Source organism: Peribacillus sp. Hz7 (assembly GCF_042136355.1).
Lineage (GTDB): Bacteria > Bacillota > Bacilli > Bacillales > DSM-1321 > Peribacillus > Peribacillus asahii_A.
In genome coordinates, this window is sequence record NZ_JBHHJV010000024.1 from 1 (window position 1) to 26,841 (window position 26,841).

General features: G+C 36.8%; 17 protein-coding genes and 5 pseudogenes. 14 read left to right on the forward strand and 8 right to left on the reverse strand.

The genetic code is table 11. The features are described from left to right. From ACE199_RS20300 to ACE199_RS20335, 8 genes and pseudogenes are all read left to right on the forward strand, one after another. On the forward strand, nt 1-102 hold the full coding sequence (locus ACE199_RS20300; RefSeq protein WP_375349433.1) for an IS3 family transposase: 102 nt from the start codon (nt 1-3) through the stop codon (nt 100-102). Nucleotides 103-588: 486 nt separating this feature from the next. Then, nucleotides 589-1,782 (forward strand): nucleoside transporter C-terminal domain-containing protein, encoded by a 1,194-nt coding sequence (locus ACE199_RS20305; protein WP_375351353.1) that lies wholly within the window; start codon nt 589-591, stop codon nt 1,780-1,782. A gap of 509 nt (nt 1,783-2,291) precedes the next feature. Then, the gene (locus tag ACE199_RS20310; RefSeq protein ID WP_375351354.1) at nt 2,292-3,680 is read left to right on the forward strand and encodes an aminotransferase-like domain-containing protein; all 1,389 of its coding nucleotides are present in this window, start codon (nt 2,292-2,294) and stop codon (nt 3,678-3,680) included. Between the two features lie 95 nt (nt 3,681-3,775). Beyond that, entirely contained in the window at nt 3,776-5,074 is a 1,299-nt protein-coding gene (locus ACE199_RS20315; RefSeq protein WP_375351382.1) for an MFS transporter, read from the forward strand. A gap of 1,331 nt (nt 5,075-6,405) precedes the next feature. Continuing rightward, nucleotides 6,406-7,704: a Glu/Leu/Phe/Val family dehydrogenase gene (locus ACE199_RS20320; protein WP_375351355.1), complete on the forward strand. Its 1,299-nt coding sequence runs from the start codon at nt 6,406-6,408 to the stop codon at nt 7,702-7,704. Nucleotides 7,705-8,069: 365 nt separating this feature from the next. After that, nucleotides 8,070-8,306: a helix-turn-helix domain-containing protein gene (locus tag ACE199_RS20325; RefSeq protein WP_252295216.1), complete on the forward strand. Its 237-nt coding sequence runs from the start codon at nt 8,070-8,072 to the stop codon at nt 8,304-8,306. A gap of 313 nt (nt 8,307-8,619) precedes the next feature. Beyond that, nucleotides 8,620-9,149: pseudogene (locus ACE199_RS20330) on the forward strand (acyl-CoA thioesterase). A gap of 180 nt (nt 9,150-9,329) precedes the next feature. Next, entirely contained in the window at nt 9,330-10,310 is a 981-nt protein-coding gene (locus ACE199_RS20335; protein ID WP_375351356.1) for a glutaminase, read from the forward strand. A gap of 324 nt (nt 10,311-10,634) precedes the next feature. Here the strand turns inward: ACE199_RS20335 and ACE199_RS20340 are convergent, their stop codons facing one another. Next, nucleotides 10,635-12,068 carry an alanine/glycine:cation symporter family protein gene (locus tag ACE199_RS20340; RefSeq protein WP_375351357.1) on the reverse strand — a complete coding sequence of 478 codons (1,434 nt, stop codon included), beginning with the start codon at nt 12,066-12,068 and terminating at the stop codon, nt 10,635-10,637. Between the two features lie 125 nt (nt 12,069-12,193). Then, on the reverse strand, nt 12,194-12,793 hold the full coding sequence (locus ACE199_RS20345) for a cation:dicarboxylate symporter family transporter (protein ID WP_375351358.1): 600 nt from the start codon (nt 12,791-12,793) through the stop codon (nt 12,194-12,196). Nucleotides 12,794-13,338: 545 nt separating this feature from the next. On the opposite strand from ACE199_RS20345, the gene ACE199_RS20350 reads away from it, so the two are divergent. Together ACE199_RS20350 and ACE199_RS20355 are read left to right on the forward strand one after the other, a co-directional pair. Then, the gene (locus ACE199_RS20350) at nt 13,339-14,655 is read left to right on the forward strand and encodes an ATP-binding protein (protein ID WP_375351359.1); all 1,317 of its coding nucleotides are present in this window, start codon (nt 13,339-13,341) and stop codon (nt 14,653-14,655) included. 4 nt (nt 14,656-14,659) lie between these two features. Then, nucleotides 14,660-15,586 (forward strand): response regulator, encoded by a 927-nt coding sequence (locus ACE199_RS20355; protein WP_252295220.1) that lies wholly within the window; start codon nt 14,660-14,662, stop codon nt 15,584-15,586. Here the strand turns inward: ACE199_RS20355 and ACE199_RS20360 are convergent. Together ACE199_RS20360 and ACE199_RS20365 are read right to left on the reverse strand one after the other, a co-directional pair. Next, nucleotides 15,547-15,954 (reverse strand): annotated as a pseudogene (locus tag ACE199_RS20360) (DDE-type integrase/transposase/recombinase); the annotation flags it as partial. The gene ACE199_RS20355 and the pseudogene ACE199_RS20360 overlap by 40 nt on opposite strands. 417 nt (nt 15,955-16,371) lie before the next feature. Continuing rightward, nucleotides 16,372-17,091, reverse strand: a complete 720-nt coding sequence (locus ACE199_RS20365; protein ID WP_375351360.1) for a Crp/Fnr family transcriptional regulator — start codon at nt 17,089-17,091, stop codon at nt 16,372-16,374. Nucleotides 17,092-17,208: 117 nt separating this feature from the next. Here ACE199_RS20365 and ACE199_RS20370 point away from each other — a divergent pair, with 117 nt between their 5' ends. Beyond that, on the forward strand, nt 17,209-17,550 hold the full coding sequence (locus ACE199_RS20370) for a DoxX family protein (RefSeq protein ID WP_375351361.1): 342 nt from the start codon (nt 17,209-17,211) through the stop codon (nt 17,548-17,550). 548 nt (nt 17,551-18,098) lie between these two features. On the opposite strand, the pseudogene ACE199_RS20375 reads toward ACE199_RS20370, so the two are convergent. Continuing rightward, nucleotides 18,099-18,311: pseudogene (locus ACE199_RS20375) on the reverse strand (hypothetical protein); the annotation flags it as partial. A gap of 416 nt (nt 18,312-18,727) precedes the next feature. Between ACE199_RS20375 and ACE199_RS20380 the strand changes: the two are divergent. Beyond that, entirely contained in the window at nt 18,728-20,308 is a 1,581-nt protein-coding gene (locus ACE199_RS20380) for a sensor domain-containing diguanylate cyclase (protein WP_375351362.1), read from the forward strand. A gap of 299 nt (nt 20,309-20,607) precedes the next feature. Continuing rightward, nucleotides 20,608-21,680: pseudogene (locus ACE199_RS23525) on the forward strand (IS110 family RNA-guided transposase); the annotation flags it as partial. A 334-nt stretch (nt 21,681-22,014) separates the two neighbouring features. Here ACE199_RS23525 and ACE199_RS20390 read toward each other — a convergent pair. The 3 genes from ACE199_RS20390 to ACE199_RS20400 are packed head-to-tail and all read right to left on the reverse strand — an operon-like array spanning nt 22,015 to nt 25,902. Beyond that, nucleotides 22,015-23,220, reverse strand: a complete 1,206-nt coding sequence (locus ACE199_RS20390) for a Ger(x)C family spore germination protein (RefSeq protein WP_375351365.1) — start codon at nt 23,218-23,220, stop codon at nt 22,015-22,017. Beyond that, nucleotides 23,204-24,307 carry a spore germination protein gene (locus tag ACE199_RS20395; protein WP_375351367.1) on the reverse strand — a complete coding sequence of 368 codons (1,104 nt, stop codon included), beginning with the start codon at nt 24,305-24,307 and terminating at the stop codon, nt 23,204-23,206. The genes ACE199_RS20390 and ACE199_RS20395 overlap by 17 nt, the downstream gene beginning before the upstream one ends. 26 nt (nt 24,308-24,333) lie before the next feature. Further along, nucleotides 24,334-25,902 (reverse strand): spore germination protein, encoded by a 1,569-nt coding sequence (locus ACE199_RS20400; protein ID WP_375351368.1) that lies wholly within the window; start codon nt 25,900-25,902, stop codon nt 24,334-24,336. A 385-nt stretch (nt 25,903-26,287) separates the two neighbouring features. Between ACE199_RS20400 and ACE199_RS20405 the strand changes: the two are divergent. After that, nucleotides 26,288-26,838, forward strand: a pseudogene (locus ACE199_RS20405) (IS3 family transposase); the annotation flags it as partial. Between the last annotated feature and the right edge of the window lie 3 nt (nt 26,839-26,841).

The window sequence follows — 26,841 nt, forward strand, 5'->3', positions numbered from 1 at the left end:
ATGGATTATATCCATTGGTACAATCATATTAGAATCCATGGGACGCTAAACTACACGAGCCCAATTCAATATAAACTTGAACACCTTAAAAAAGTTGTTTAGTTTAGTGTTGACAGTCCAATACCAAATTTAGTGTGAAATTTGGTTAAGGAAAATGTTTTTACAAGGTGTTCGGTAACTCTGTTTATCTGAACAATTACTTAGCGTATGTTTATAGCGTTTGCTTGTAGTACCCCATGAACCAAAGTACGAGTGGCTTCAATTTCTTATAGATTAGGAAGTTACTCCGTAAACGGGTGCGTTAGTTTAATAAGAATTAAGTGATATTTTAGAACTAATCCCTCTCCTTTGTAATAAACCGTGCACTACATAATAGGGTCATAAAAAACACCACCTTATAAGCTTGAATTAAGATGGTGTTTTTTATTTACAGAAAAGCTTTCATTTTTTTCAACTTTATTAAAGTACTTTGGCTTTTGATTATTGGTTCATTGATATAATTTCGTTTCTAGGTACATGAAAGATGTAAAAAAAACAAACATTAAATTAAGTTGCTTGGAGATGGTAGAGATAAGGAGATGTTAATCATTGTACTTTCTATTAAATGTAATCGGGGTATTTGTGGTAATTGGTTTGGTTTACTTATGTTCTCCTAAAAAACGGGATGTTAAATGGAAAGCTATTTTCTTTTTGTTGATCGCTGAATTGCTTATGACATGGTTCATGCTATCAACTACCATAGGCACGTGGGTCATTAATCAAATCGCATCCTTTTTTACATGGTTAGTTGATTGTGCAAATCAAGGGATCTCGTTTGTATTCCCATCAGCAATGGGAAATGAGCAAATTGATTTCTTTTTTAGTGCCTTAATGCCAATTATATTCATTGTCACTTTCTTTGACATTTTAACCTATTTCGGAATATTGACATGGCTCATCGATAAGATAGGTTGGCTCATCTCCAAACTATCAGGTCTGCCAAAGCTGGAGAGCTTTTTTTCTATTCAGATGATGTTTCTTGGAAACACTGAAGCGTTGGCAGTTCTCCGCCATCAATTCAGTGTATTAAGAGAACAGCGCCTGCTGACGTTCGGAATTATGAGTATGAGCAGCATCAGCGGCTCAATCATTGGAGCATATTTATCTATGGTGCCTGCTACTTATGTATTTGTTGCTATTCCATTAAATTGTTTGAATGCCTTACTGATAGCAAACATGCTGAACCCAATCAAGGTGAGCAAAGAAGAAGATATTGTTTACGTTCCTGATAAAGGGGAACGAAAGGATTTCTTTTCAACTATTTCAAACAGCATGCTTGTTGGCATAAAAATGGTTATTGTTATCACAGCTATGGTTATTGGATATGTAGCTTTAACGGCAGCTGTAAATGGTATATTAGGAGTATTTGCTGACGGTTTGACCATACAAAAAATATTCTCCATTATTTTTAGCCCATTGGCATACTTGCTAGGTTTAACTGGAGACGATGCTATGTATGTAGCTCAATTAATGGGAATAAAAATGGCTACAAATGAGTTTGTTGCAATGCTCGACTTAAAAAATCATATCAAAGACTTGGCTCCGCATACTATTGCGGTAGCAGTGACTTTTTTAACTTCATTCGCAAATTTCAGTACAGTTGGCATGATTTACGGAACGTTTAATTCTATTCTAGATGAACAAAAATCGCATATCATCGGAAGGAATGTATGGAGGATGTTAGTGAGTGGGATGGCTGTCTCCTTGTTAAGTGCTATGGTAGTCGGCTTGTTCATTTGGTAGTCACTAATTAAGTAGCCAAACGAAAACAAATTAACAAAAGGTGCATCAGTAAGATGAGCCATTTTGAGGCGGAATAAATTAAATTTGTATTTCTTAAATGTATTGTGCTTCTTCAACTACCATGAAAATAAACTTCTCTTATTACAAAAAAAGACAACACCAAAGAAGGCCCTTCTAATTCGTAAAAAAAGAGAGCTGCAATTCATTGATCTATAGATTGGTTGACTGGATTAAGAACCATTATAGACATCTTAGTATTTTTTCATTCTCTGTGGTGAAGCGCTGATTTTTGCGCTTCATGGATGGCTAACGGTGCAGTTAGTGTAATAAAGGGTACAAGCGTTATAATTAAGGATTCATCCTTATTCAGCTTTTCCTATTTTCGTTCGAAAGAATTAAGTAAAAAGAATCGCTGCTCGGATACTCACTAAGAGGCATAATATTAAAGAAAATGATAATTGTTTTATCAATAGTACAATCATATAATTGTGTGAAAAAGGATGCGTATGATGCCGATTAATTCTTTTGAAAACTATCCAATGAGCTGGAAGCCATCGATTGATAAAACTAAAAAGCCTATTTATCAAACAATCGCAGGGCAATTGGAACAGGATATATTAAACGGAGTTTTATTACCTGGAACAAAACTTCCTCCGCAGAGAGAACTGGCTGATTATTTGGATTTAAATTTAAGTACCATTTCAAAAGCTTTTAAAGTTTGTGAGTTAAAGGGCTTACTAAGTGCAGCTGTCGGAAGTGGCACATTTGTATCGTATGATGCGTTATCGAACGCATATTTACTTGAAGATTCAAAGCCGAAGCATTTAATTGAAATGGGAGCAACACTACCAGATAATGCTTCGTATGAGCCGCTGCTACTCCAACTAAAAAGTATGCTGCAAGAGACAGATTATGAAAAATGGTTTGGTTATGGCCGGACAGGCGAAAGCCTTTGGCAAAAGGATGCAGCTATAAAGCTAATCCGAAGAGGTGGGTTTGAAACAACCGTTGATCACATTTTATTTGCAAATGGGGGTCAAAATGCGATTGCTGCTACATTGGCAAGTCTTTGTAAGCCTGGAGATCGCATTGGTGTTGATGATCACACATATCCTGGATTAAAGACTGTTGCAGCAATGCTTAGTGTGCAAATAGTACCGATAAAATCAGAGAACTATGAAATGAGTCCAACGTCTTTTGAATATGCGTGTAAAAATGAAAATATTAAAGGTATTTACTTGATTCCAGATTATCATAATCCGACAGCTTCCTTTATGTCGGTCGAGAATCGAAAAAGGATTGCAGCAATTGCCAAAAAGTATAATCAGTTCATTATTGAAGATGGCTCGTACCATCTTCTTAATCAAAAACCACTTCTAGCAGTCGCATCATTTGCCCCAGAACAGGTCATCTATATTGCAAGTTTATCTAAATCATTAGCACCGGGGTTACGACTAGCCTATGTAGCAGTACCAAGTCAATTTAAGGAGCCGATTTCAAAGGCACTTTATAATTTAAATATAACTGTTTCCCCGTTATTAGCAGAACTTACAGCACGTACGATTGTATCGAATCAATTTGAAGTCTTAATTGAAGGTCATCGGGAACAAACCATTCGCAGAAACCAAATCGTAAATCGATATTTTGCAGACTATACGTGTTTAGGTGTTGAAACAGGTATCTTCCGTTGGTTGTTATTACCAGGCGAGATTACAGGTGCTGAGTTTGAAAAGTTAGCTGCTGGGCAGGGAGTACAAGTGTATGCGGCTGAACGTTTTGTAGTTGGAAATAGTTGTCCAGAAAGGGCTGTAAGGGTTTCTGTCTGTGCACCCAAAACACTCGAAGAGCTTGAGCAAGGATTGATTACCCTTAAACGTTTGCTCAACGATCTTACATAATATTGTTTGCCATACAATTATAATATTGTGTGGCTTTTTTTGTGCGTGTTATGATGATTCAAATCTAGTTGGAGGTTTATAGAAAGGGAGGTTAGATTATGTTGCACAAAGATAGTGTAAAAGCGTTAGACGTCCAAACAGCTTCGTTACAAAGCTACATTGGTTCTTCAGAAAAACAAAAAGCGTTATACAAGCGTACGCTATTCGTTGTAAGTATTTCACAAATTTTTGGTGGTGCAGGGTTAGCAGCAGGAGTTACTGTGGGGGCACTTCTTGCACAGCAAATGCTCGGTACAGATGCGTTTGCTGGACTTCCTTCAGCTTTACTTACTTTAGGGTCAGCAGGAGCAGCCCTATTTGTTGGGAGACTTTCGCAAGCGTTTGGACGTCGTACAGGTCTTACAGCGGGTTTTATGATTGGTGGACTTGGAGCAATAGGAGTCATAATTGCAGCAATAATAAATAGTGTTTTCTTGTTATTCACTTCCCTACTTGTTTATGGTGCAGGGACAGCAACAAATTTACAAGCCCGTTATGCAGGTACGGACTTAGCGAATAGTAAACAGCGAGCGACTGCTATTAGTATTACTATGGTTTTTACAACATTTGGCGCAGTTGCAGGGCCAAATTTAGTGAATGTGATGGGGAATTTCGCTCTTTCTATTGGTGTTCCATCACTTGCTGGTCCTTTCATTTTAGCGGCAGCGGCATATATCTTGGCGGGTGTTGTGCTTTTCATAATGCTTCGTCCAGATCCATTAGTTATAGCAAGAACGATAGAAGCGACCAACCAAGAGCCTAGTGATAAAGGACATTTGACAACAACTGAACATGCAGAAAACAAAAGAGGCATAATCGTTGGGGCAACCATTATGGTTCTTACTCAAATTGTAATGGTAGCTATTATGACAATGACACCAGTTCATATGAGACATCATGGACATAGCTTGGGTGCAGTAGGTCTTGTTATTGGTTTTCATATAGGTGCCATGTATCTCCCTTCGCTAGTTACAGGTGTCCTTGTTGATAAGTTGGGGCGTACTGCGATGGCTATTGCTTCCGGAACTACGTTGCTTCTGGCAGGTTTAATAGCAGCATTTGCACCCGGAGATTCTATGGTTCTTCTAGTAATTGCTCTTTCTCTACTTGGATTAGGATGGAATTTTGGTTTGATAAGTGGGACTGCACTTATTGTTGATTCAACTGAAACTTCCACACGGGCTAAAACTCAAGGTACAGTGGATGTTTTAATTGCATTGTCAGGAGCTGCTGGCGGAGCATTGTCTGGAATGATTGTGGCGGGTTCAAGTTATCTAACATTATCAATTACTGGAGGAATTTTATCCTTATTACTAATTCCAGTAGTGATATGGTCTCGCGGAGGTAAAAAATAAGCCAGATTGTTTTACGAAAACAGTATTTTTTGGGGAAATATTCTTGGAACTAAATGGATGAGATTGTTCAATATGAGCAGTCGCTTTTTACTAACTGGGCAGCATTCCTGTAATAAAAAACTGTGAAAAAAGGACAAATTTGTGAAGAAAAGTACTTAAACAAACGGGTTCGTTAATTGAAGAAGAATTAAGTGGTATTATGAGTGAGCTTAGATTTTAGTTAGTCAATTAAAGGGCGCTCTAATTGAACAGGCAGCTAAGCTCATATGCCATTAATTTTATATTGCGGCTTACTTGAAGGGAGTCTGCAAGTTGACGAATTAAGGGCAATTTTTAATTTAACGAACATTTATGTAGTAAAAGAAGGCTTTTAAAATCAAACCTAAAACTATTCGTATAATACTAATTTTACGCATATTTAGTAAAACTGAGAAAAAACTTCCTTTTCCTAACTTAAAATAATAAGCTAACAGTAAATACCGATAAAGCTTTATATCGAGCCAAAAATACTGGACGTAATAAAATATGTGTTGCCAACGCGTTTCGCCTAAATGAGTCAAAAATCAACACTAGGCTTTAACATAGCCTTTATTAAAGAGTTAGAGTACAGTGCTGGCTTTATTATTACACTACGCGCAGCACTATTTGTGTTCTTATGCAACAAACGGGGGTAGTGGTGAAAGAAGAAGCGAAGTGTAGCAAGGACAAAACGGTTCTGGTGCAAATATTTAGAGGCCATATAAAGGAGCAAAAAGTTTTCTAGTGGAATCCATTTTATACTGAAAAAAATAGTTGATAAATGAAATTGATTTGGGACAGACTTCTTCTCTTGAAGGGTTTGTCCCTTTTTCATTTGTATCAGTATGTTCAGGATTTAGAGGTTACTTGGAATTTTCCTGAAGTTTTTTGCGCTAGAACTGAACCGATTGATATGTATAACAGTCATTTTTTAAACTTATAATTTTTTTTGTAGTTATTTGTAGTTTTTTGTTAAATTCCGTAGTTCTTGTTATAAATTAAACCAAACTTTTCATTGGAACAAATATGAAGACGTTTAACAAGTTTTATGTTTTGTAGTTTTTTAAATATTTTTGAATGCACTTGCCTAGTATTGTAATGTTTAACACTTGGAATTCTAGTTGATAGTTAACTAGAGCAAAATAGGTAAAGTAGCTAAGGATTCATACTATCTTCTTTACTATCCAGCTGTTCTTCTAAGGAGGTGGGGTATTTTCCGAAGAGGGTTACTCTAACATTAGATAAAATCAGAAACGAATGGAGTCGCAAAATATTTTCATATAAAACAACTTATAACATAAGAGGTGTAAAGAATGAAAGTGACAGTACCTGTTAATAGTGATCATGTTCAAAAGCTAGAAAGTACGCAAAATGAAACGTTAAATTTATTAAATTCCACTCAGCTCATTATAAAAGAGGCGGTTCAGAAGTTAGGCTACAACGATGAGATGTACGAGTTACTAAAAGAACCAGTTAGAATCCTCACGGTACGTATCCCAGTTCGAATGGATAACGGTTCCATTAAAGTGTTTACCGGCTATCGCTCTCAACATAACGATGCAGTAGGTCCTACGAAAGGAGGAGTCCGCTTCCATCCTGAAGTAAATGAAGAAGAGGTAAAAGCATTATCTATTTGGATGAGTTTGAAGTGTGGCATAACAAATCTTCCTTACGGCGGAGGAAAAGGTGGTATTATTTGCGATCCTAGGAACATGTCGTTTGGGGAGCTGGAGAGATTAAGCCGCGGGTATGTTCGTGCCATCAGCCAAATTGTCGGCCCCGCAAAAGATATTCCAGCACCGGATGTGTATACGAATTCTCAAATTATGGCGTGGATGATGGATGAGTACAGCCGTCTTCGAGAATTCGATTCTCCTGGATTTATTACGGGCAAACCGATTGTTTTAGGGGGCTCACAAGGCCGTGAAACAGCAACAGCACGCGGCGTCACGGTTTGCATTGAAGAAGCGGTAAAGAAAAAAGGCATGGACTTACAAGGTGCACGCATCGTGGTTCAAGGCTTTGGGAATGCGGGAAGCTTTCTGGCGAAATTCATGCATGATGCAGGGGCGAAAGTGATTGGGATTTCGGACGCGCATGGGGCTCTTTATGATCCGGAAGGGCTTGATATCGATTATTTACTTGAGCGACGCGATAGTTTTGGAACCGTTACCAATTTATTTACTAATGTCATCACGAATCAAGAATTACTCGAAAAGGAGTGTGACATTTTAGTACCGGCTGCCATCTCAAACCAAATTACGGCACAAAATGCCCATCGTATTAAAGCATCGATTGTAGTGGAGGCGGCAAATGGACCAACAACCCTTGAGGCTACCAAAACTTTAGATGAAAGAGGAGTCCTCCTGGTACCAGATATACTGGCAAGTTCAGGTGGTGTCACTGTTTCTTACTTTGAATGGGTTCAAAATAATCAAGGATATTACTGGTCAGAGGAAGAGGTGGCTGACAAACTGCGAAAAGTCATGGTTGATTCTTTTGAAACGATTTATCAAACCTCACAGGCCCATCAAGTGGATATGCGTTTAGCAGCCTATATGGTTGGAATAAGAAAAACGGCTGAAGCTTCACGTTTCCGTGGATGGGTATAAAATGTAAATCACTCTACCAATCTATTAAAAAGGGTTAAAACATACTCTTTTAATTGGATGGAATTCTTCATGTGGTTAATCACTGTCCGTTCAAAGAGCAGTATTATAATGTTTGAGTTTGACGCTGAAAAAGAAGCTGTCAGTTTCCTGGTTATCGTAAAAAAGCTTTGGAAAATCTAGAATTATTATTATTAGAAGGTTAAAGCTTAATAAAATAGGTTTTTGGAAACGATTTCTCAGTAGGAAAGAGCCTTGGCTTTATACTTAGAAACCAAAAGAGAGTCCTTAAAGAAATGGCCCTGTTAAAGATTAGTGTTGATTTTCTTATTCAATTAACGGTGCAGGATAGTTGAGGAGGTTTATGTATGGCTTGGTTTTCATTAGAAAAAAGACGATCGAAGTTTGGGAAGTTTTTAGATAAGCACGATTTAACGCAGCAGATTGTAGTCACAAAAAGCGGAGTTTCTCGCAATACAATTAGCAGACTGTGTCAGCCGAAATATGAAGAAGGACCGACAATGAAAAATGCCAGGAAAATTATAAAAGCTCTTCGGGATATTACCGGAAAAGACATTGATTATGATGATCTTTGGAGTATGTAATGATGTTAGACTGTAAAATCAAGAGCGTTGAAAGAAATGCTTTTTTAAAGTGGATAGAAAAAACTTTATTTAGGGATAACGTGCTTTAGACAACCAGGCTTGTATAGGTTCTCATATAAGATTATTGGATAGGGAATACCATTATTTGAAGGCATTCCCTAAAATTTTTACTATTTTTCAACATTAACATTTAACACAGCCAAAGAAATAAAAATGTTAGATTCCTATTGACGAGCATGTAGGATTGGAGCTAATTTCCAGAATGGAATAAATATAACGCTAACAGATTGATATGTTTTAGGGAGATGTGTTTATGAAAGCAAAATATTGCAAAGAATCACGAGTGATACGAACAAGCCGTGTATTCCCAAACGATGTAAATAATCACAATACGTTATTTGGTGGTCGGCTAATGAGTCATTTGGACCAAGTTGCGTCAACCTCTGCAGCTCGTCATAGCCGAAGAGAATGTGTAACTGCATCAACAGATTCAGTTGATTTTTTACATCCTATCCTGTTCGACCAACAGATTCCGTCTGCTTTGAATCGTATGTAACATGGACAGGTACATCATCGATGGAAGTGTTTGTAAAAATCATTGCTGAAGACTTAAAAAGCGGTGAGTGTAAAATTGCAGCGACTGCCCTCTTAACATTTGTGGCACTTGATCAGCATAAACGCCCAACAAGTGTTCCACAAGTTATTCCGGAAACCGAAGAAGAGAGAAAATTACATGAAACCGCACCAGAGCGGACAAGAATGCGTAAAGAACGGAAACAAAAAAGTAAAGAGTTGACCGCATTTTTAACGCTGAATTATCCTTTGGAGCAATATAGCCTATGATTTGTTAGATTATGGTGCAGAAATCTATAAATTTTGGATATGCTACATCTTTTGATCATTACTTATCAATCTATGAGAAAAGGGGATAATCTTGACCTTGTTTTTTGCATTTTATTGTCTGTTCCCCATAAAGAAAAATTTATACTGTATAAAATTAATGGGATGGAGGAATATGGTTAAATGATAAAGGAGCATAACGTTCAGGTTGATAGTCAAAGGAAAGCTTACTTAGATGAATGGGTAATACATTATCGCTCCTATGCTACTAAAGGACAAAACGCCACTTATATTCCTGCTTTAGGAAAAGTAAATTCATCGCAATTAGGCATTAGCATAATGGGGTCAGATGGAACAATGATAAAGTCAGGAGATTGGGAAGTCCCTTTCACCTTACAAAGTATATCAAAAGTGATTAGCTTTATAGCTGCATGCTTAGGTCGAGGTATTTCTTATGTGTTAGAGCGGGTTGATGTGGAACCGACTGGAGATGCTTTCAACTCAATTATTCGTTTAGAGATGCATAAATCAGGAAAGCCTTTTAATCCTATGATTAATGCAGGAGCGATTACGGTAGCTTCACTCTTGCCAGGAAATTCAGCACAAACTAAATTAGAATTTCTTTACACATTAATCGAAAAAATGATAGGGAAACGTCCAGCTATCAATGAGGAAGTGTTTCACTCTGAATGGCAAACAGCCCATCGCAATAGGGCCTTAGCTCACTATTTAAAAGAGACCGGTTTTTTAGAATCGGATGTAGAGGAAGCCCTAGAGGTTTACCTGAAACAATGTTCTATCGAAATCAATACAGAGGATATAGCCTTGATAGGATTGATTCTGGCACATGATGGATATCATCCTATTCTTAAAGAACAAATCCTACCTAAAAAGGTGGCTAGATTAACTAAAGCCTTAATGCTTACTTGTGGAATGTACAATGCGTCTGGCAGATTTGCTGCTTTCATCGGATTGCCAGCTAAAAGTGGAGTGTCCGGAGGAATTATGGCAGTTGTCCCTCCAAGATTGAGAAGGGAACTGCCGTTTCAAGATGGATGTGGTATTGGCATATATGGGCCAGCCATTGATGAATATGGCAATAGTTTGCCAGGCGTGATGTTATTGGAACATATCGCACAAGAATGGGATTTAAGTATTTTTTAAAATCATGGCAAGCAAAAAATGTTCAGACATCGTGCTGAACATTTTTTGTCATGTATTAACGGGCAATAAAATTCTTGCCTTTATATAAAAGAAGCGTTAGAGAGGTGAACGTGCCTGCTTGATTTACGTGTATGCACAAAATGAAAACGGACTTAACAAGTCTTCTTTCATTTTTCTTTCACAGTAACTTTCGCTGTTCTCGGCTTTTCTGTTCTTACATCTTGAATGGCTGAAAAATATTCGTATGAGTATTTGCCAAGAGATTGGCAAACACTCATACATAAACAATTGGACATGGATAAACATCCATGTCCAATTGTTTATTTAGATAGCATCTTCTTTTTTGGAAGGTGAAGCAACTTGAGAGCGATCCCAACATTCAATGTTTTCAAGACCTTTAATACTGTCTTTATAAAAGACGGGATCTTTACCAGCCTTTTTCTGTTTCATATAGTCTGTTAAAGCAGCGAAAGCTACTTTTGATAATAAAAGAATGGCAATTAAGTTCACGATAACCATGAAGCCCATAAATAAATCAGCCAAATCCCATACAAGTTGAATCTTTGCAACTGAACCGAATATAATCATGGCTAATACGCTTGTTCGGTATAGCATCAACAATGCTTTACTTTTGTGTAAAAAGCGAATATTTGTTTCCCCATAATAATAGTTACCAATTAACGCGCCGAATCCAAATAGGAAAATAAAGATGGCAAGGCAGCCTGATGCCCAGGAACCAACGTGTTCACTTAATGCTGCTTGTGTAAGTGCAATACCATTTAACTCTGGTTGTTTGTAAGCATCGGAGAATAAAATAATAAATGCTGTGCTTGTACAGACGATCAGTGTATCCGTTAATACGCCAAAGGCTTGAATAAGTCCTTGTTTCACCGGATGACTTGTCGTTGCCGTTGCGGCAACGTTTGGCGCACTCCCCATACCCGCTTCATTCGAGAATAAGCCACGTTTAACTCCATGCATGATCGCAGCGCCGAGTGAACCGCCTACAGCTTGTTCAAAGCCAAACGCGTTTTTAACAATAAGAGAAAGAACTTCCGGCAGTTGTGTTATGTTCGTAACGATGACAAATAATGCAATACCGATGTATAACACAGCTAAAAGCATAACCTTGTATTCAGCTACTTTTGCAATACTCTTCACACCGCCAAAGATAATCGCAGAGAAAATAAGTGCCATAATAATCCCCAGGGTTAAACGATCTGCACCAAATGCATTCTCAAAAGCAATCGAAACGGTATTTGATTGTACAGAATTGAATACAAGACCGAAAGAAATCGTAATTAAAATGGAGAATAATACTCCCATCCAACGTTTGTTTAATCCTTTTTCCATATAATAAGATGGACCGCCGCGGAAACCGTCTTTATCTTTTACTTTGTATACTTGTGCTAACGTACTTTCAATAAAGCTGGATGCTGAGCTAATAATAGAAATAATCCACATCCAGAATACCGCTCCAGGACCACCCAATGCAATCGCAATCGCAATTCCTGTGATATTACCTGTTCCAACGCGAGCCGCCATTCCAACACAGAACGCTTGAAATGGGGAAATGCTATCTTTAGAACTAGTTTTCCCCTCCAATAAAACACGGACCATTTCCTTCAACATTCGAAATTGTACAAATTTCGATTTAAATGTGAAATAAATACCGAATGAAACTAGCATAATAATCAATAACTTTGACCATAGAAAATCGTTTGTTGTGCCAATCATATTTTCCAGTAAATGCTGCATATCGTCACCTCTTGTTAAAGTTTAGTAATTTATGTTGAAGCAAATAAAATAGATAAATATTATGAAATTTTGTTCGTTACTTCTTTTAAATAGGCGGCTTTATCGTTTTCGTTAAATTGACCTTCCTATTTAGAAATAACAACCGCTGCAAGCGAGTTACCTACGACATTAACGGCTGTTCTCGCCATATCTAAAAGACGGTCAACACCGGAAATAAATGCCAATCCTTCTACCGGAATTCCAACTGTACCGAGTGTCGCTAATAGTACAACGAATGATACTCCAGGAACCCCTGCGATTCCTTTAGATGTAACCATCAATACAAGGACTAAAGAAATTTGGTCAGCAGGGAGTGACGTAGAAGGACGCATGGAACCAACCATGATGATCGGCTTGTCAGAATGAACAGTCAGGTTGAGGAAGTAAGCCGTCTCTTCCATGGTGTCCGTACCGTGAGTGATGACAATGCCGTCACATCTTGGATCATCCAATTCCTTTTGGACTTCCTTCGCCGATTTGACCATTACGGCATTGGTATTGGACGTACAGGAATCTATGCGTGCCACCTGCTCAGTAGAAATGTTAGCTGTGTTTTTTAGTACAGGAACCGCTACTATCAGTTGATCTGGAGTTAGGACACCAGCTTGATAGCCAGTGGTTTGGGTCGAAATAGAACCAGTTCCGGCGATGGTACCGCCCGTTGCCAGAATTTTAATGTTAGGCAAGTTTTTCTTAATGGGACTGGTTGTAGCAACTGCCGTAGTCTATTTGGCTTCAACAGGATTTAATGCATAAGTGTAAAAGAGACGGTAATAATCTCCGAAGACATTAACGCCAGTGCGGTGAGAGCAGCCTATTTCTTTGTAGTTAGTTTCTTCATTAGAAGTTCCTCCATTAACGTGTGATTAGTAAAAATCATTAAGCGCTTTCATATTTGTCCATTAAAAATAAAAACGTAGGTTTAACTTAAAATAGGAGCTACAGAATTATACGTAAAACTACAAAAAACTACGGAAAAAAATTAAAATTTCTAAAAATAAATAAAAGTAGGACTTTTTTTACAAATTCTGGTGCGGATATTATGGACAGAAAAATAGATTGTTTGCTGCCATACTTGGTACAAAGCCTTTAAGATTAGCAGTATGAGTACGTTACGTCCAAGTTGGGTGGATTTCTTATAATCGAATCCGTAATTTTTTTTCGAAAAATAAAGTAAGCGTTGTATTAAGGTGAATGAGGCTGTATACTGATTTTCAGTCAAAATGGGGAAGTGATTAATTTGAATCTTAGCACGTTAGTGAAAAAAGATATCTATATTCTTGTTCTGATGATGGTTACTGTGCCATTAGCTGGCGAAATAAAGTCTTTCCCCTTAAATGAGACGTTTCGAATGAGTTTTGGTGCACCAACATTTTTCTTCTTTTTGTTATTGTTACGGAGAATGCCAGCATTTTTACCGGGTTTTTTAACAGGAGTGGTGGTTGTGGAATTTCGTATCCTGTTAGGCTTCATCATGCAGGAGGATTTTGACTGGACATCTTCTTTCCAGACCCACTATCCTAGTTTTTTCTTTTATTTCACTTATTCTTGTCTCTTTTATTTAGCAAAAATCAATCGCTTTCACCACCAACCTTTAATGGTTGGATTTATTGGCTTCATAATTGAAATATTGTCTGACTGTGTGGAATTAATCATTCAATATTTCGTATTAGAAACAACGATTACACTAGCGGCACTGAATGAGATAATCGTTATCGCATTTTCCCACAGTTTTATCGTTCTAAGCTTTTTCAATATGATGAAGTTGTATGAAGCACAGTCGAGGGAGAGACACATTAGAAAACAAAATGAACACATGCTTATGCTCATTTCCAATTTATACGAAGAATCGATTCATTTAAAGAAGACGTTGCAAGATGCTGAAAATATAACCAAAAAATCGTATGATCTATACAAAAGCTTAGACAGTTTAGAAAATGAACAACTGAGCTTTCCGGTCGAGGATTTCCGACGACAAGCATTGAAAATTGCTGGTGAAGTCCATGAGGTTAAAAAGGATAACCAACGTATTTTTGCTGGACTCTCCAAGCTGATTTCCGATGAAAGTTTTACAGATTATATGTCCATACATGAACTGGCAAACATCATCGTACGAGCAAACGATAAATACGCCCGTTTACTAGGGAAAGACATCCAATTTGTGTACACGGTTGATGGCACACATCCTCATTATCATATTTACACCATTCTATCGATCATTAATAATGTCGTTGCAAACGCTGTAGAAGCCATCAAAGATACAGGAACCATCACAATTGACATTGATAAGAAGCATGATTCGGTTGAATTTCGGATAGGAGATAACGGTCCTGGTGTTGCACTGAAGGATAAAGAATTAATTTTCAAGCCTGGGTTTACTTCTAAATATGATCTTAATGGTAACCCATCGACAGGAATTGGATTATCGTATGTAAAAGAAATGGTCGAAGAACTTGAAGGTGATGTTACGTTCCAGGACAGACCGGAAGGAAAAGGATCGATTTTCATAATTCGATTATTGGTGGATCATTTAATTGAGAAAGGGTGATTCGATGTTTTTTTATATAATAGATGATGACGAAGTGGTTCGCTCGATGTTGGCCCGAATCATCGAAGATGAGGATCTTGGGGAAGTGGTAGGAGAAGCTGAGGACGGTTCATTGTTGGATCAACAAATGCTAACTTTGAAAAATATCGATATTTTATTCATCGATTTGTTAATGCCGATTCAAGATGGAATTAAAACGATTCGTCAAATAAAACCGTCATTCAAAGGGAAAATCATCATGATTTCTCAAGTGGAATCGAAAGAACTGATTGGTGAAGCCTATTCGCTTGGTGTTGAATACTTTATAATCAAACCGATTAACAGGATCGAAGTGTTAACGGTCATTCAGAAAGTCATCGAACGAATCCAATTGGAAAAATCGATACAGAACATTCAAAAGTCGCTCAATACGGTGCTTAAATTGGATTGTCATCAAAGTCTGCAGGAAAAATACCGCAACGAAAAACATATAAGAACTTCCAGTCATTTTCTTTTATCCGAATTAGGGATAGCTACTGAAAATGGGAGTAAAGATTTACTGGATATGTTAGATTATTTATATCAATATGAACAAGATAAAACGTTTGAACAAGAGTTTCCTACTCTAGAAGAGATTTTTGTGAATTTAGCTCGAAAAAGACTTGGAGAATCAGCTGCAGAGATGGAATTAAAAAGAGAGGTTAAAGCATCCAAACAACGGGTCCGAAGGGCAATTTACCAGTCATTAAACCATTTGGCGTCCCTTGGACTTACTGATTTTTTAAACCCGAAGTTCGAAAATTACGCTTCTAAGTTTTTTGATTTTACAACCGTAAGGAGAAAGATGACAGAATTAAACAATGAGTCAACACTACCCGCTCGCATCGATACGAAAAAATTCATTCAGGTTCTCTATTTTGAAGCGAAACGGATACATTTGGAATCGCAATGACGAATTTCATTTTGGGCAGACTTCACTTGGTGAAGCTGTCCTTTTTTCATTATACACATGGCTTCAGTGCCACTCAATATAGAGGCGGTCGTTTCATACAACTTGAATCCAAACATAGAACGAACATGAAGCTTTCTTTAAGAATGCTTTGAAGCCTTTTTTCTTGTTTTACTTAGATAAAAATCAATGGTATCTCCTTTCGAATCGACAGCACGATATAAATACATCCATTGACCTATGACTTTCACATACGTCTCATCGACTCGCCAAGAATCATTGGTTGGCTTAATATGATGTCTTACTCGCTCATCTAATGTAGGACCATACTGATGAACCCAGCGCATGGTCGTTGTATGAGCAATGAAAAGTCACCTCTTTTATTTGTGATTGCCATGGATATTATGCCCATATTTTATAAAAAGAACCGGACATAATAGGCGGAAAAAGACGATTTGAGAAATTTCAAGATGGGTAAATTGAGGAAATAAAAGGAGAAAAACTGCCCGTTAAATAGGTGTGGTGAACCGTATCATAAGTAAATGAGGTTTTATTATACTGAAATATGTTTTTTTAACTTGGAATGTATGCTTTTGAAAACTTTAAAATACAAGACTGAACTAAACCCTAAAAGTTAAACACAATTAACAATTAGGGTTCAGTTCAAACTATCTGTATCAATCCATAGAGTCTTTTTCAATAGTTTTTACATATTTAATAACTGGATCCTTTACTAGTTTATTCAACTCCAATGGTAGATGAATACTAGAACAACAGTGGCTTCTCAATTATATAGTATTCTCTATAGTTTCCTTTAATCGTTTAAGATGAATGATAAAAAAACCGCGAGTACTTGTTCTGTTTACTACTCCTTCAGAAATTAACTCATTTAATAACTCTGTTACGGTTTCACGAATGCTTCCCATCATGCTAGCCAACTCTTGGTGTGTAACCTTTACCCCTAATTGAATCCACTCAGTTCCACCACCAGCATGCTCGTTTAAAGGTTCTCCAAATTTTTCTGATAATCTGTTTAATAAAAAAAGTAGCTTGTTTCGTACGCTCCCATATGCCATTTGCTCCATCATCTCTTCCATTTCCTTTAAACGAGTGGAGAGAATTTTTATTATCTTTAATGCAATATCTGGTTTTTCCATTATAATTATAATTTGTTCAAACTGAACCTTGTCTATTGAACAAATAACAGAATCCTCTATAGCTTTAGCGTATATAAGGTGGGACCCAGGGGCAAAAAGGCTAATTTCCCCAAATATATGTCCCGATCCTAATACATCAATCGTAAGTTCTTTTCCGTTGTTAGATATGGTATACATACGGACTTTTCCCCATTTTATTAAATACAGTCGTTTTTGACTCTTGTTGGGAGAGGTAATTAAAGTACCTTTCTTAGTTACAGTGATTGGAGCAATGGATTCCATTTGTTGTAGTTCTCCTATGTCCAAATCATGGAATAAATGGATTCTCGATAAGTATTTAATTTTATCCACCAAATTTCCCCCTTATACGTTAATTGGTAGGCTAGACTACAGATTACTATTACATTATCAATTATAGTAATTTTAAGTGGGGAATTTTCAATTTTTTGTTTAAGGAGTGTTTATTAATTGAGGATACTTTTAATTATTGCTCAGGTTATTTTAATATGTATGTTTGCATTTTCCGCGGCTATCAAATTTTTACGTAAACCAATGATGGTACATCATTGGAACGAGTATAGGTATCCTATGTGGTTTATGTTTGTCATTGCTACATTAGAATTAACAGGTGTATTAGGATTATTAGCAGCATTTTGGGTTCAAAGAATGTTGATATTTGCAGCTGTTCTTTTTGCTATTTTAATGATTGGTGCAATACATGCCCACTTATTCCGTGCGAAGCATAGCCCACTGATGGCCATTAATGCTGTGATAATGCTTCTTTTATCTATTATTCTTATTATTACCTGAGGTGTTAATGGATAATTGGAGAAGGATGAGGAGAGGAAATCTATTCAAAAAGAAAACTAGAGGCTGAAAGATCTTGTAGTGATTTTTGTAGTAGTATTTTTAGAATGTAATTATTAAAGGATAAGTCTTACCACTTTTTTATACAGATGAAGTAGAATAGATTGGACTAAATCGTAAAAATGAGAGACCAAGAAGAATTTACGCAGCTGGGAAAAAAGTGAGCTTTGCTGAAGATAAACTGTTCGGATTAAGAAATTGATAACTATTAGGCAGATTTCTTTCAATTACAGTTAGGAATAACAAAGGCAACTTACGAGTTTAATTGGAATCCTTGGAGTAAATTTTATGATGAAATCCGGATTAATTATTGATTTCCATGAATTTAGTAAAAAGAAAAGGGATTATATGAATCCCACCTTATAACCCAAAATCTCTAACCTCATTTAGATACATCATGGAAATGTTTGTTTTTATGTAAATAAGTCGAAAATATATAAAGGTGAACAAAACCTTGTATATTTTCGACTTTTTGCTAAAGTACCAGTTTATCAATCACATCTGTACTTGAACTGAGGCTCTGTCTGAATATAAAAAGCATTTCTTACTTGTGTACACCAATTTGCAAAGGCTGATCTCCATTCAGGAGTGTTAAAGAATTGATCTACAGTTTGAGTTTCAGAATGCCAAACTATAAACAGGTTGAGTAGGGCAATTCCTCCTGCCCAAATTCCATTATTTGTGTCAGTATCTTCTTCCCTTACTGGGGTACGGCAAGAATTCCTTCTTTTTTGAGCCACTTGAAGAAAAGCCTTTTTATCCATTTAACGCTTGCTAGGTGTCAATATTTGTACGAAAAAAGCTGTGATTAATGATTTTAACTTGACAAAATAATTTATTTATGCTATTATGTACTTTTGTGATTTTAAATTATATAATAGGATTCCCCTGGCCAGGGGAATCCTATTTTTTTTGTTCTAAAATGAAGGAGTGTGTTTGTATGAAGAAAGATGAGTCAAGTGTAACTTCGTTAATATCAGCTTTTTATCTATTCTTCTTTGGTAAAAATGTATAGATTGTGAAATAATCACTTAAACTAAAGTCATATTTAATGGTACTATATTACTACTAAAACTTAAATATATTCTATACACACGCTTAATTAAGGGGAAAGAAAAGCATGAATGCAAAAAAAGGATTAAAACTACAGGTTGCAATAAGTATATTGGTCATATTTTCACTGATTATTTCTATTCTAGTTAATTGGTACTCAGCTACAAATGCAATGAAAAAATCATTAACAGAAGAATATCTAGAAAACAACTACAATTACGCAAAAAAATTATCCTTAAACACCTATAATTTACTTGAAATTATGCAGCAAAATCTTAATGCAGCAGCACAGCTCGTAGGAAATAAAGGGTTTACCCAAAAAGATCTAGATACATGGAAATCTGCTAATGGTCTTGATTTTAATTCTACTTTTATTGTTGATCAAGACGGAGTTATTCAAAGAATGAGTCCTTCTATTATTCCAGCTAAGGGAGGAGTCAAGATACAAGCAGGACAAAAAATTAGCACAGATACTATGAAACTCGCTCTCTCTAAGAGAGAACCTTTTATTTCAAAACCGTATCGCGCGACTTCTGGTCGGTTAGTATTGCTCCTATCTGCTCCTATTTTTGATCAATCAGGAAACTATAAAGGTCTGATCGTTGGTACCATTTATTTAGAATCAGAAAATGTGCTTAAAAGTACGTTGAAAAACCATGGATATGATAACGGTTCTTATGTGTATGTTGTCGATCATACTGGTCGCATTATTTATCATCCTGACGCAAGCCGAATTAATGAGGTCGTGACTAACAATGCCGTTGTTGATAAAATTCGACAAGGAGAAAGTGGGAAAGCTCAAACTACAAATAGCCAAGGAATCGAATTTTTTATGGGATATGCCTTCGAAGAAAGTACAGGATGGGGAATTGTTTCTCAAACCCCTGTATCCGTACTTCAAGAGCCACTTCATAAATTATTTAAAGAGATGGCTTTTCAATCGCTTCCATTTTTAACGATCCTCTTAATCATTGCTTGGCTCTCAGTTCGCAGCCTTGTAAAACCATTAAATAATTTGGCGGAATTTTCAAAGCATGCAATCACTCAGAAGAAAGTTGTATCGATTGAGAATCTACAAATTCATTCGAGTATCTATGAGTTTCGTGAGCTTTTCTATCACATCAAAAATCACATACATTTATTAAATATGCACATTCAAATCGATGGTTTAACAGAAATCGCTAATCGGAGAACGTTTGACTCCATTATTATGGAATACGTGGAAACAAGAACTCCCTTTTCGCTTATCCTGCTAGACATTGATTGTTTTAAACTAGTAAATGATACGTACGGACATTTAATCGGGGATGACGTGTTAAAGTATTTATCTCGGATTATGGAAAGTTTTTGTGAAGAAGAGGATTTGTGCTTCCGTTATGGCGGAGAAGAGTTTGTCATTTTAATTAAACACAAAACGGAATCTGATACCTTTCATATTGCCGAACGGTTACGAACAAGGATAGCAGAAACGACTAGTCCAACTGGCAAACCGATTACAATATCATTAGGGATTACTTCTTTACAACCAGAAGATCAACATCCAAAAACCATTATTGAAAGAGCTGATAAAGCTCTCTACCAATCCAAATCAGATGGTAGGAATAGAACAACGATTTATAAGTATGAAAATCGCACACAACCTGCTTAAACACAAAAATACCTGTATCCAAAAGTTCCTTCTACTATGCCATATATTTCATTTTATGTATAACGATGTATAAACTTGTGCATTATTTTTAGAAACCCTTGCTACTGGCAGGGGTTTTTATTCGTATATCTTTTTTTGCGAAACTTGGAGCGGTAGCGGAGAGTTTGCAAAATAAAGTATGCGCCTACGAAACGTAGTAGAGTATATGATTTTCTTGTCACTTAAAAATTATTTATTGTACTTTGCTATATTTTATTTCGTCTGGAATACTTCTTGTACGAATAAATTTGAATGAAGCAGATCATTTTTTAGACTCTTTAAAAGAAATTGAAGAGATGACAGGGCAGATGCCTATGGTCATTTTAGAATTTACAGGGCATTACCATACTCCTGTTATTCAATAGTTGGCGGAACAGGGATTCTATATATCTTACTAAATCCGATTATTTTTTATCAGGCAAAGAAGACAGTTTACGGAAGGTAAAAACAGACGCTATCGATACGTACCAGTTGTATGTGCTGTATTACAAAGAGGATTTTGAACCTCATAAAATTAGAGGAATTCAGCTATTAGACCTTCGGAATTTGTCAAGACAACAGGAAATCGTAATGAATATGTTTGTGGAAGCTAAATTTCAGTTTCATACCATTACAGAACAAGTGTTCTTTGGGTGCCGGAAGGTTTTTGGGGGTCTATATTCAAGGGTTTCTTTATTGATATTAAAGAAATATCCCACTTCAGAGGCCGTATTAACAGCCGGGAAAGTAAACTAGCAGAGAGTGTTATAGAGTTCTGTTCTAGCCAATGGGATCAATGGGCATGGAAAAATGCAAAAAAAATAACGGACTCTACATCTCGAAATCCATTCCAAAAAAACGTGTATCAAAGTTACGTAATCAATGTTCGTATGTATATTGAGTTGCTTTTTCATTACCAGGGACACCTCTCTGCGTATAGTGGTCCTGGCAAATGAAATGAAAGAATATAAGATCATCCAATCGATTCCCGGTATAGGAGAAAAAATCGCAGCCACGATTGTCTCTGAAATTGGTGAAATCGATCGGTTTAATCATCCGAAAAAACTGGTTGCCTTCGCTGGAGTAAATCCAAGTGTTCATTCATCGGGGAAGCTTACGGCAATCATTAATCGTATTACTAAAAGAGGTTCGAGCAGACTACGTCATTCTCTGTATCTTGCCGTACTATGCGGCATAAGAAGTTCAAGGAACAAAAAAGCTTAAAGAATTCTATGATAAGAAAAAATCAGAAGGAAAACCTGCCAAAGTGTCAATCGTTGCCTGTATTAATAAGTTGCTTCATTGGAATTACGCTTTATTAAAGAGAAAAGAAACGTTCCTAGATTTAGCCTAATTAACGGTTTTGTGAAACAGAGAAAAATCCTTCCAAAAGGGTTTTGGAGGGTTATTTGGCATAGACAAAAATAGTATATCATAAGGGGGGATTTTAGAGGAATATAGTTACATCCTGTTAGCTGGTTTAGTTCATTAAGAAACACAAAAATGATCAATCTTTTTAATAAAAAATACTCCAATTAAATATTATAAGAACATGTTTTGATTAATCTTTTCTCAAAACATGCTCTTTCTATTTATTCATGTATCAAAGGATCTAACACTTCTATACACCATAGAATGCCGATTAATAATATCTATATCAAATTCTGCACGAACGATAAGGTTCACTTCTATGATCCTAATGTTCCATAATCTTTAATCGTTAATTTTACATGGTAGTTAATCGGGGTCTCACTAAATGTTTGATCCCAATCCTTTTTGACTTTCTTCCATACTTTGGGGTTCTCAATTTTCAAGTAATCTCCGAAGCCAGCAACGTCCACTCGGTATTCTTTTTGCATTTTTTCTATTACATTCCCTACCAAGCGTTTCACTTCATTTTCAAAAGATTTTTCTGCTTTTTTGAGAAATTCACTTTCAAAAGCATTTCCTGAAAGCACCCAATTTTCAGAAAGTCTTCCATCTGATTCAATGTTTACATCAAAAGAGATGTTGTTTCCATTAACTCGAGGTATAATACTGCTTTTCATGGACTCTATCTCATACACAAGCAGCTGACCAGTTTCTTTATCAAAGCTTTTCACTACGCCGCCTTTTCCCTTACCTGTTATCCATGTTATGCCCTCTAGTTCTTCCTCATTCAAAAATCCAGTCATTGTGTGTGTCTTTCCATCGATCACGGCAGCTCCCGCAAATTTGACTTCCCCATTCGCTGACAGTACATTTTGCAATAGAAAACTAGATTCTGATTGGATTTTGCTCTCTACTTTATTATACGACATAGGAGGTAAAATCCTCGTTGAACGATATGCATTTTCTACAATGCTAACCAGACGAAAGGCTGGAATTCCTCCTGCAGTCTTTGTTTCCAGTGTCTTGCTTGCCTTTCCTTTACTAATGAGCACAAGACAGCTTAGTCTAACCTCGCTGTCTCGAAGATTTTGATTAAGTAATTGTTCCAATTTATACGATTTTGCAAGATCTTCACTGATAACAACCACTTTCATATGGTAACCGGTTAGGGGTTGTTCACTTCTCAATGATAATTCACGAACTATTTGATGGTTGGAATCTCCCGTTTCAGAAGCATTAACATAAGATTTTTGTTGTGGTCCGGCTTGTTTTGTTGTTGAACTTGCTACTTCTGGCGTGATAAATTGATAGGTTGCAGTAATCAGGTTTCTTTTTGAATAACCCAACCCTTGTTCGTTTAACTTTTTCTCAATGGAGGACTGCTTGCCTTTATCCAATGCCAAACCTATAACTAGACTTTGCTCTTCAATTTCATGACTGCTCCAACATCCTGTAAGGGATAAGAACAAAAGAGCCGAGATGGAAATGAAGAGAGGGCGTATATGGCTATGTGATTGTTTCATATTTTCCTCCCTTTATTCTTGAGATAATAAGCAGGAGAAGCGGGAGTAAACCAAATAAAAATAATGCGAAATTGCCGATGAAATCTCCAAATTTAAAGAGGTCATTGACATTTTTCCAAATCATGGAAATGATATATAGAATCGGAAGCAAGCCAAACATAAATGGTTGAATGCTCTTTTTTGAAAGTTGAGCTAGCCCTAAAGAAGCTGCATAGTATGTGATGGTGAATGTGGAAAATATTTGCATAATCCAAACCACGAGCAATAAAGATTCAAACCGTTCAAAGATCAAACCGGAGACTTCAAAACTTCGTATAAGATCAAGTGTCGGCCATGTTCTCGTTACCACTCCATCAACGGATAATGCTCCGATAACCATTACGACCGTTATCACGTAAAAAATTAATGAAATGGACGCTCCAACAAGCACGGCTTTTACTGCTTTTTTTGGCTGATTCATAAACGGAATAAGCAGTAACATGATTTCAGGCCCTGTAAAAGCGAGAGCCGTTGTCTTTACTCCTTTTAGTACAGGGATAACTCCTTCTCCTAATACTGGACGCAGATTATTGATCTCAAATATTTTAATGCTCATAAAGGAAACAACCAAAAAAAGGATAAGTGTCAAAGGTAATATAATTTCAAAAAGACGGGCGATTGGGTTAATGCCGCCGATAATCAGATAGAGACTCACCCACATGAAAGTCATAGTAATAGCCCATGTAGGGGTACCTTGCAGAAGTAAATACCTTATGACTTCCGCCATTGAACGGAGTTGAAACCCGGAAGTCATAAGAAAATAACAGATTATAGCTAAATTGAGTAACCCACCCACCCATTTTCCTACAATTTCATTGATGTATTGATAAAAGGTCTTTTTTGGAAACTGCTGGCCTAATTTAACCATGATCACCCCTGCGATTATGGCGATAACCCCGCCTAAAATAACGCTTATCCATACATCTGGTGTATGCGCTTTCTCCGTAGATGATCTGGGTAGGGTGAGTAATCCTGTACCAAGTATAAAGTTGATGACAATGACAGTTGCTTGAGGAGTGGTAATTTGGTCTTTCGGACTGAGAATCATTTTTTAATCACTCTTTCATCGATAGGTTATCCTTTACGTATAGGATTTTTCGTATGCATCATCTTTGGCCGGCGTTTCATCATCATGAGTGGCATGCGAATCATCAGGTCTTTCCATTCACTTAAACGATAAGGAACGGCTGGACTCAAATAAGGTACACCAAAGCTTTTTAATTTCACTAAATGGCTGGCCATAAAAAGAAAAAAGAGAATGACCCCGTATAATCCAAATGTGGCAGCACATAGCATTGCGGGAAAACGAAGAATCCGTAATGTAAACCCCGTACTATATTGCGGAATGGAAAATGATGAAATAGCGGTTAACGCTACTACAATGACCAAAACAGGGCTAACGATCCCGGCCTGTACAGCAGCTTCCCCAATGATTAAACCGCCGACAATTCCCATTGCCGGACCGATTGGCTTAGGTAAGCGCAGTCCTGCTTCCCTCAAAATTTCGATGGATATTTCCATGAATAATGCTTCGATAAGTGCCGGAAACGGAACGCCGGACCTGGTTCCTATAATGGAGATGGCCAGTTTGGTCGGAATCATCCCTGAATGAAATGAGATAAAAGCTATGTACAAAGACGGCGTAAAAAGAGCCAGAATAGCTGCGAGGTAACGAAGCATTCGTATGAATGTGCCAGGAATCCACCTTTCATAATAATCTTCCGGTGATTGCAACACCATGCTTAAGGTAACCGGAGCGATCAAAGCAAAGGGCGTCCCATCTAATAAGATGGCCACTCGACCTTCCATCAAAGCAGCGATCACACGATCCGGACGCTCTGTATTCTGTACCTGCGGAAAAGGACTTAGGTAATTATCTTCAATGAGTTGTTCTACATAACCTGATTCAGGCACATTATCAATATCAATTTTCTTAATTCGATTTTCTACCTCTTGAACTAGTTCGGGATCAACAATATCTTTTATGTAAGCGACAACTAAATCTTTTTTTGAACGCTTTCCTACTTGGAATTTTACTAACGATAAATTCTCAATTTCACCACTGCCCCTTAAAAAAGCTGTATTATCACTCAAAGATTCAGTGAAACCGACTCGTGGACCTCTGACTAGTGCCTCTGATACCGGCTCTTCAATCGTTCTTGTTTTAAGTTTTGTAGTTCCAAGGATTTGCGCATCCAATAATCCATCAATTATAAGAGCGGTAGAGCCTGTTAGTACTTTTGATGCTAACTCTTTAATGGAACGAACTTCTTCCACATCACTAATGGATAACACTTCATTTTTTATAAATTCTTTTGAAATGCCTTCTTTGAAGGAAGGAAGGTTCTGCTTATATTCTGCTGAAAAATCAACCATCAATGATGGCATAATATGCTTATCAATGAGGTCTTTATCCGATAGTCCGTCCACAAAAATGATAATAGACCTTATACCTGTACGCCCTAAATTAAATTCCCGAAAATGCACATCCCAATTATGTCCAATTTCTTGCTTGACCATTTCAAGATTTAAAATGAAATTATCTGTAAACTGACCGGTTGTACCTTGGGAGGTAGATGATTCTTGTTTGTCATTGTTAGTGACTTTGCCTTTTTTATTAATCTTTGATATCCAGTCTTTCATTATCATCACTCATCCTTTGAGGTGCGAAGCCATTTAAACAATTGGCTGATTAGATACGGAATAAAAAACACAATAAAAGCTTGTATAAAAACCTGCCATTCTGGAAGGTAGGAAACAATCGCTTTCCACATTTTTATCACCCTATACTTATCTCAGATCAGCAGCTAAATCTGTAAAATTCCTTTATTTTTTAAATAGTATTAATAATTTCTACGTTCCTTATGCAAAGTAGTTAAAAGTAAAGCCGTATTTCTATCACTCTATATTTAGTATTAGCTTTACCGGACAATAAATGGCCCCATACAATATGGATAGGCTACACTTAGTTGGACAGATATTTTAAGGTCAAGTAGACTACAGTTAATATAGTCGAGGAGAACCTACCATGACCAAAAGAGAGCGAAGAACATTTCCACAAGAATTTAAGCAACAAATGGTGCAGCTATATATGAATGGGAAGCCTGGGAAAGATCTCATTCAGGAGTACAGTCTGACGCCATCGGCTTTAGATAAGTGGATATCTCAATATAAAACCTCCGGTTCTTTCAAAAAATCTGATAATCGAACATCAGAAGAATCAGAACTAATGGAACTACGTAAGCAACTAAAACAATTGCAAATGGAGAACGACATTTTAAAGCAAGCTGCGCTGATACTAGGACGAAAGTAAATGTAATCAAAAACAATCAACACAAATACTCGATATCAGCCATGTGTAAAGTCCTGAAACTTCCCAGAAGCACCTATTACTATGAAGCAAAAGAAAGAGCATCTGAAGATGTTCTTTCTTCTAAAGTAATCGAGATCTTCCGTTCGAGCCGTCAGAATTATGGTACTCGCAAAATCAAAGTAGAGTTGAAGAAATAGGGGTGTGTCGTATCAAGACGTCATATTGGGAGAATTATGAATGAACAGGGATTAGTATCTTCTTATTCAACA

Excerpts from the sequence above, each read along its gene's own strand:
- ACE199_RS20300 (WP_375349433.1), top strand. The coding sequence starts at position 1 with ATGGATTATATCCATTGGTACAATCATATTAGAATCCATGGGACGCTA.
- ACE199_RS20310 (WP_375351354.1), top strand. The coding sequence starts at position 2,292 with ATGCCGATTAATTCTTTTGAAAACTATCCAATGAGCTGGAAGCCATCG.
- ACE199_RS20320 (WP_375351355.1), top strand. The coding sequence starts at position 6,406 with ATGAAAGTGACAGTACCTGTTAATAGTGATCATGTTCAAAAGCTAGAA.
- ACE199_RS20325 (WP_252295216.1), top strand. The coding sequence starts at position 8,070 with ATGGCTTGGTTTTCATTAGAAAAAAGACGATCGAAGTTTGGGAAGTTT.
- ACE199_RS20335 (WP_375351356.1), top strand. The coding sequence starts at position 9,330 with ATGATAAAGGAGCATAACGTTCAGGTTGATAGTCAAAGGAAAGCTTAC.
- ACE199_RS20340 (WP_375351357.1), bottom strand. The coding sequence starts at position 12,068 with ATGCAGCATTTACTGGAAAATATGATTGGCACAACAAACGATTTTCTA.
- ACE199_RS20355 (WP_252295220.1), top strand. The coding sequence starts at position 14,660 with ATGTTTTTTTATATAATAGATGATGACGAAGTGGTTCGCTCGATGTTG.
- ACE199_RS20380 (WP_375351362.1), top strand. The coding sequence starts at position 18,728 with ATGAATGCAAAAAAAGGATTAAAACTACAGGTTGCAATAAGTATATTG.
- ACE199_RS20390 (WP_375351365.1), bottom strand. The coding sequence starts at position 23,220 with ATGAAACAATCACATAGCCATATACGCCCTCTCTTCATTTCCATCTCG.
- ACE199_RS20395 (WP_375351367.1), bottom strand. The coding sequence starts at position 24,307 with ATGATTCTCAGTCCGAAAGACCAAATTACCACTCCTCAAGCAACTGTC.
- ACE199_RS20400 (WP_375351368.1), bottom strand. The coding sequence starts at position 25,902 with ATGAAAGACTGGATATCAAAGATTAATAAAAAAGGCAAAGTCACTAAC.